This is a genomic window from Xanthomonas albilineans (assembly GCF_009931595.1).
Lineage (GTDB): Bacteria > Pseudomonadota > Gammaproteobacteria > Xanthomonadales > Xanthomonadaceae > Xanthomonas_A > Xanthomonas_A albilineans.
The window spans coordinates 373,791-380,000 of the sequence record NZ_CP046570.1 but is presented as its reverse complement, the minus strand read 5'-3'; the positions used below and the strand labels follow the sequence as shown (position 1 = coordinate 380,000).

General features: G+C 62.3%; 7 protein-coding genes (1 of these 7 cut by a window edge). 3 read left to right on the top strand and 4 right to left on the bottom strand.

The features are described from left to right. Positions 1-11: the 5' portion of a tyrosine--tRNA ligase gene (gene tyrS, locus XaFJ1_RS01590; RefSeq protein ID WP_012914941.1), read on the bottom strand. It extends 1,201 nt beyond the left edge of the window; only the first 11 of its 1,212 coding nucleotides appear in the window; it begins with the start codon at positions 9-11; its stop codon lies beyond the left edge, outside the window. 169 nt (positions 12-180) lie between these two features. Here tyrS and XaFJ1_RS01585 point away from each other — a divergent pair, with 169 nt between their 5' ends. Both XaFJ1_RS01585 and XaFJ1_RS01580 read left to right on the top strand, forming a co-directional pair. Next, positions 181-1,632, top strand: coding sequence for a M23 family metallopeptidase (locus XaFJ1_RS01585; RefSeq protein WP_012914940.1), 1,452 nt, complete (start codon positions 181-183; stop codon positions 1,630-1,632). A 98-nt stretch (positions 1,633-1,730) separates the two neighbouring features. Continuing rightward, a complete protein-coding gene (locus XaFJ1_RS01580) occupies positions 1,731-2,858 on the top strand; it encodes an anhydro-N-acetylmuramic acid kinase (RefSeq protein ID WP_012914939.1) in 1,128 nt (375 codons plus the stop codon). Between the two features lie 21 nt (positions 2,859-2,879). Here XaFJ1_RS01580 and XaFJ1_RS01575 read toward each other — a convergent pair whose 3' ends face one another. From XaFJ1_RS01575 to XaFJ1_RS01565, 3 genes are all read right to left on the bottom strand, one after another. Beyond that, positions 2,880-3,107, bottom strand: coding sequence for a hypothetical protein (locus XaFJ1_RS01575; protein ID WP_012914938.1), 228 nt, complete (start codon positions 3,105-3,107; stop codon positions 2,880-2,882). A gap of 159 nt (positions 3,108-3,266) precedes the next feature. Further along, positions 3,267-4,631, bottom strand: coding sequence for an AmpG family muropeptide MFS transporter (locus XaFJ1_RS01570; protein WP_012914937.1), 1,365 nt, complete (start codon positions 4,629-4,631; stop codon positions 3,267-3,269). Continuing rightward, positions 4,628-5,428: an exodeoxyribonuclease III gene (locus XaFJ1_RS01565; protein WP_012914936.1), complete on the bottom strand. Its 801-nt coding sequence runs from the start codon at positions 5,426-5,428 to the stop codon at positions 4,628-4,630. The genes XaFJ1_RS01570 and XaFJ1_RS01565 overlap by 4 nt, the downstream gene beginning before the upstream one ends. A 115-nt stretch (positions 5,429-5,543) precedes the next feature. Between XaFJ1_RS01565 and pyrE the strand changes: the two genes are divergently transcribed. Then, positions 5,544-6,194, top strand: coding sequence for an orotate phosphoribosyltransferase (gene pyrE, locus XaFJ1_RS01560; protein ID WP_012914935.1), 651 nt, complete (start codon positions 5,544-5,546; stop codon positions 6,192-6,194). Positions 6,195-6,210 lie beyond the last annotated feature (16 nt).

Here is a 6,210-nt window from a genome sequence, read left to right as displayed (position 1 = left end):
ATCACGGACAAAACGGACACTCCAGCCGATGGCATCAAGCAAGATGAATGGTGTTAAAGACGCGTCAAATTGGCGGATTAGCAAAAATCCGAGCCAACTCAATGGTTTGACGCACTGATAAACGATGTTTATGGTAGCCGAGTTTTGAGTCCGCGCTTGGCGGCTCTTGAGGAAAGCTTGATGCACAACCGTGATCAGGAACGCATGCGCCGTCAGCGTTTCAAACAACGTCTCCACGTTCTCCACGGCACGGTGCTGCATCGCAAGCTGAAGGAACACCTTCCCAACGGGCGCTGGACACGTCGCCACTGGATCCACGCCAGCCTGTTCGCCACCATCGGCGCTCTGGTGGCGACCATCGTTCCAGGTTTCTCCAATGCCATCAATGTCCCGCTGCAAACCACGCATGCGACGCTGGCGCTGCCGTTACCGCCGATTTCGCTGGCCCAGCAACAGCAACGCGCAAGCGATGACAACTGGCAGGTCGTGCGGATTCAGTCCGGCCAGACCTTGGGCGCGGTGTTCGAGCAACTCGGCATTCCCGCAACGGTGATGCAGCGCGTGCTGGAGCATCCTGGTAGCCGCGATGCGCTGACCAAGTTGCGGCCTGGCGCGGAGCTCGCCTTCAATCTACCGGAAGCTGGCAATTTGCGCGGCATTCGCTTCGACCGCGATGCTACGCACCGCATGGAACTGTCGCTGCGCGGAGACGACATTCAGGAAAAGGTGACCGAGCGCGAAACCAGCACTCACAGTGTGGTCAGCAGCGGCGAGATCACCAGTTCGCTGTACGTGGCAGCACGCAAGGCGGGGTTGTCGCCCTCGGCAATCGCGACGATGACCGACGAGATCTTCAAGTACGACATCGACTTCGATAAGGATCTACAGCCCGGCGATCGCTTCAGCGTGGTCATGGATGAAACGTGGCGCGAAGGCGAACGCATCGACAGCGGCAAGATCCTGGCCGCGACCTTCACCACACGCGGTAAAACCTATACCGGCTTCCGCTTCGAACGCGACGGCAAGCCTGCCGAGTATTTCGATGTCAATGGCCGGCCGTTGAAGAAGAGCTTCATCCGCATGCCGGTGTCCTACAGCCGGATCAGTTCCACCTTCGGTGAGCGTCTGCATCCGGTGCTGGGCACCATGCGCATGCACAAGGGCATCGACTATGCAGCGCCGATGGGCACGCCGATCATGGCCGCCGGCGATGCGCGGGTGCAATTCGTCGGCACCCAGCACGGCTACGGCAACATGGTGATCCTGGACCACGGCAAGGGCTACAGCACGGTGTACGGTCACATGTCGCGCTTCGGCAGCATCAAGATGGGGCAACACATCAATCAGGGCACCGTGATCGGCTACGTCGGCATGACCGGCATGGCCACCGGCCCGCACCTGCACTACGAATTCCGCGTGGACGGTGTGCAACGCAATCCGGCGTCGGTGACGATGCCTCCGCCGACCCCACTGGCTGGCGCGGAGTTGGCCGCGTTCCGCGCGCAGACCTCGCCAGCACTGGCGCGCATCCAGCGAGTGGAGAAGCTGATCTACGCCGATGCCGAGCCGGCGAAGGCGAAGAAGAAGGTCATGGCCTCGGCCAAGCCTGCGTCGTCGCACGACGCAGGCTAAGCGCAGATACACACTTTCCGCAGCGTCGATTGACGCGCCATTGACGCGCCGCACCGCCCCATCCACGCTGCGACGTCGGTCGTCGCCCGATCCCTATCATGTCCAATTCAAACGTCCCCGACGCCCACTTGTTCTTGGGCTTGATGTCCGGCACCAGTGCCGACGGCATCGACGCCGCCCTGGTGCGTTTCAACGCAGCCGGACGCGCTCAGCTGTGCCTGGGCCGCACCTATGCCTGGGCACCGCGGCAGCGCGCGGCGCTGATCGCACTGGGCGAAGGTGGCAACATCACATCGCTGGACGCACTCGGTCAGCTCGATGCGGAAGTGGCGATCGCCTTCGCCGACGCAACCCGGCGCCTGCTCGATGAAGCCGGAGTGGCCCCGGCGACGGTTCGCGCAATCGGCTCGCACGGGCAGACCGTGCGCCACCGGCCGCTCGCCGATCCCGCTTTCACCTGGCAACTGGGCGACGGCAACCGCATTGCCGAATTGACCGGCATCGCCACGGTCTGCGATTTCCGACGCCGCGATGTGGCCGCCGGCGGTCACGGCGCACCGCTGATGCCAGCGTTTCATGCCGCGATGCTGGGTACCACACACGAGGACCGGGCCGTGCTGAACCTCGGCGGCATCGGCAACCTGACCCTGTTGCCCGCGCACGGCCAGGTCCGTGGCTTCGATACCGGCCCCGCCAACGCACTGCTCGACGCCTGGTGCCAACGCCACCTGGACCAGCCCTACGATGCGGGCGGCGTGTTCGCCGCAAGCGGCCAGATCGATGCCGATCTGCTGCAGCGGCTCCTGGGCGATCCCTGGTTCGCGCTAGCGCCGCCCAAGAGCACCGGGCGCGAGCACTTCCATCTGCGCTGGCTGGAAGCACACCTCGACACGACAGCACTCATGCCGGCCGCAGTGCAGGCAACCTTGCTGGAACTGACGGCAACCACCATCGCCGACGCACTGCTGGCACAGCAACCGGCGACGCAGCAACTGCTGGTCTGCGGCGGCGGCGTGCACAATCCGCTACTGCTGGCAAGGCTACAGGCGCACATGCCAGGCATGGAAGTGGCATCGACCCAGAGCTTGGGATTGGATCCGGACTACGTGGAAGCGATGGGGTTCGCCTGGCTGGCACGACAAACCCTGGCCGGGCTGCCAGGCAACCTGCCTTCAGTCAGCGGCGCGCGCGGGCCGCGCATCCTCGGCGCGATCCATCCGGCGTGATCGCGCTACATCCGCGACGGCTCATAATCTAACGCCGGGCGGCAGCGCACGCAGTGCAGTGATCGCCTCGGACAGCGCATCCAATTCCACGCTCTTGAAGCCTTTGCGCAGGTCTTGTTCACTGGCGAACAGGCCCTGCTCGATCAATGCGAGAACCGTCTGGTGCTGCGTCAAACCACGGGCCACGGCGATATGGCCGATGCGCTCGAGCATGAGTGGGTCGATATCGCGCAACAGCAGGTCGGTCATGCAGACTCCCAAGCAGGCGGCGACGCAGACGATGCGTCATCGCAGATCATCCACAATATGCAGCGGACTTTCAATCCGCCTACAGCACGACCGGCGGCGACGCCTGTTCACGGACACCTGATCACGCCACAACGTCGACAGAACCATCCTCGAACACCATCAGTGAGTCGAGGCTCGCATGTCTCCATTGCTCCGCGACTCGCGCCAGATCAGCCAAATGACCATCGGAAGCGCAACGATGCCAATCGCAGCGGTATAGATAAAAAACGGCGGATACCCCCATACATCAACGATCCTGCCCCACTGACTGGCGATCGACTTGGCAGGCAGACTCCACAGGGTACCGAACAACGCATACTGCGTCGCCGTGTAATGCGGGCTGGTCAGCGATGACATGTAGGCAATGAATGCTGTCCCGGCAATGCCATTGGCCACATTGTCGGCGCTGATCGCAGCCGCCAGCCAAGCGATCCCAGGATGAATGCTGGCGATATACGCATAGATCAGGTTGGCTCCGCTCAGCAGCAATAGACCAATCAGCAACGTGCGGGCGATGCCGTAACGACGAATCAGAAGTCCAGCGAGAAAAGCCCCGCCGATGGTCATCAAGATCCCGTAGACCTTGGAGACCAACGCGATCTGCTCCAGGGTAAACCCCATGTCCAAGTAAAACGTATTGGCCGCAACGCCCATCGTGACGTAGTTGAGTCGATACGCGACCACCAAGGCGAGCGCAGGGATGCCGGCCTTCCAGCCCATTCGCACAAAGAAATCGACAAACGGACAGACCACGGCACCGATGCACCAGGCCACCATTGCCCTGATCCAGGCAGGCCAGTGCTGCGCACGTAACTGGAATGCCTCCACCAAGGGTTCGACGGAGCGTACCGGACCGCGATTGTTTGCCATCGGCTCCGCAATGCACAGCGTGGTGACCAAGCCGAGCAGGCCGCAAGCCGCCATACTCAGATAGGACGCCTTCCAGCCCAGTTGGGCGGCCACAGTCAGAGCACCAGCACCGGCACAAATCAACGCGACTTGGTAGCCGGTCTGGTAGGCCGCGGCCATCGCGCCTTGCGCATCGGTCTGGGCGGCTTCGATCCGATAGGCATCCACGACAATATCCTGAGTTGACGCGGCAAAGGCGGTCAAGACAGCAAGCAATGCGAACTCCTGCGTGTTGAACGCTGGATCGACCAGAGCGAGTGCGACAAGACCAGCAACGATGCACACCTGCGCGAGCAACATCCAGCTACGCCGACGGCCCATCCGCGAAAGGACAGGAAGCGGCAAGCGATCAACGATCGGCGACCAGAAATACTTCAGGGAGTACATCAGTCCGACCAGACTGAAATACCCGATGGTGGTGCGATCAATACCGGCCTGACGCAACCGCGCCGAGAGCGTGGTCAGCACCAATGCGAAGGGCAACCCCGAGGAAAACCCAAGGAACAGCATCGCCCGTACGCGCGGGTTGGCGTATACATCCAGCGAACGCCACCATGTGCCCAATCCCCCGATCACGTGCGGTAGTCCACCGTGAACGGCGCATGGTCGGAGAAGCGCTGTTCGGTGTAGATGGCGCAGCCATGCAGACGTTCGCGCAGGGATGGCGTGACGAACTGATAGTCGATTCGCCAACCGACGTCATTGGCGCGCGCCGCGCCGCGGTTACTCCACCAAGTGTAGTCCTGTCCGTCCGGATGCAGCGCGCGGTAAGCATCGACCCAGCCGCGACCACTGGCCGCGTCGGCGTCTTCGGCACGGTCAGCGCACAGACCATTGAGCCAATCGCGCTCGGCCGGCAAACAACCGGAATTTTTCTGGTTGGACTTCCAATTCTTGATATCCAACGCCGAACGCACGATGTTCCAGTCGCCGCACAGCACGTAATCGCGACCGTTGTGCAACCACTGCACCAAGATCGGCCTTAGCCAGTCCATCACCTGGAACTTGTAGCCCTGGCGCACCTCGCCCGAGGAACCGGACGGAATGTAGAAAGACACCACGCTCAACTGGCCGAAGCGTACCTCCAAGTAGCGGCCCTCCTCGTCGAATTCGGGCCAACCCAGCGCGGTACGCACCTCGTCGGGCTCGCGCTTGCTGTAAATCGCCACACCGCTATAGCCCTTCTTGGTGCTGGCGTCGCGGAACCAAACGCGATAACCCTCCGGCAGGAACGCCGGCCCGGCAAGTTGAGGCGCCTGTGCCTTGGTCTCCTGCACACACAACACATCGGTCTGCTGGCCGGCAAACCACTCGAAAAAGCCCTTGGTCGCTGCCGACCGCAGGCCGTTGGCGTTGAAACTGACGATACGCATGAAAAAACCGAACCGAGATAACCAGTAGAGCGTACCGCATAATGCGACGCGATACTGTCGGAACCCGCTATGCTCTCACGGTGATGCTATCCCTTCATTTCTGCTCTCAAGTCTCATGACCGACTACCGGCAACGTTTCCTGCAATTGGCCCTGGACGCGGAGGCGCTGCGCTTCGGCGAATTCACGCTAAAGTCCGGGCGCCTCAGCCCCTACTTCTTCAATGCCGGACGCTTCGATTCGGGCGCCACGATGGCGCAGCTGGCGACTTGCTACGCGGATGCGGCCGACGCAGCCGGGCTCGACTTCGATCTGCTGTTCGGCCCGGCCTACAAAGGCATCCCGCTGGCAACCGCATTGGCCTGCGAGTATGCGCGGCGCGGACGCGATCTGGCGCTAGCATTCAATCGCAAGGAGGCCAAGATCCACGGCGAGGGCGGCAGCCTGATCGGGGCACCATTGGCCGGACGTCGGGTACTGATCGTGGACGATGTGATAACTGCTGGCACCGCGATCCGCGACGCATTGGGCATCATCCGCGCCGCCGGTGGCACACCCGCGGCGATCCTGGTCGCGCTGGACCGCCAGGAGATCGCCACCGAGCAAGACCACCGTTCCGCGGCGCAGGCAGTGGCGGCCGAATCCGGAATTTCTGTGGTCTCGGTCGCGCATCTGGGCGATTTGCTTGCATTCATCGAGGGAAACGCGGATCTTGCTGGCTTTCACGCATCGTTGCTGGCTTACCGAGCACGCTACGGCTGCGATTGATGATGGCTGACAGCAG

Excerpts from the sequence above, each read along its gene's own strand:
- XaFJ1_RS01580 (WP_012914939.1), top strand. The coding sequence starts at position 1,731 with ATGTCCAATTCAAACGTCCCCGACGCCCACTTGTTCTTGGGCTTGATG.
- XaFJ1_RS01585 (WP_012914940.1), top strand. The coding sequence starts at position 181 with ATGCACAACCGTGATCAGGAACGCATGCGCCGTCAGCGTTTCAAACAA.
- pyrE (WP_012914935.1), top strand. The coding sequence starts at position 5,544 with ATGACCGACTACCGGCAACGTTTCCTGCAATTGGCCCTGGACGCGGAG.
- XaFJ1_RS01575 (WP_012914938.1), bottom strand. The coding sequence starts at position 3,107 with ATGACCGACCTGCTGTTGCGCGATATCGACCCACTCATGCTCGAGCGC.
- XaFJ1_RS01565 (WP_012914936.1), bottom strand. The coding sequence starts at position 5,428 with ATGCGTATCGTCAGTTTCAACGCCAACGGCCTGCGGTCGGCAGCGACC.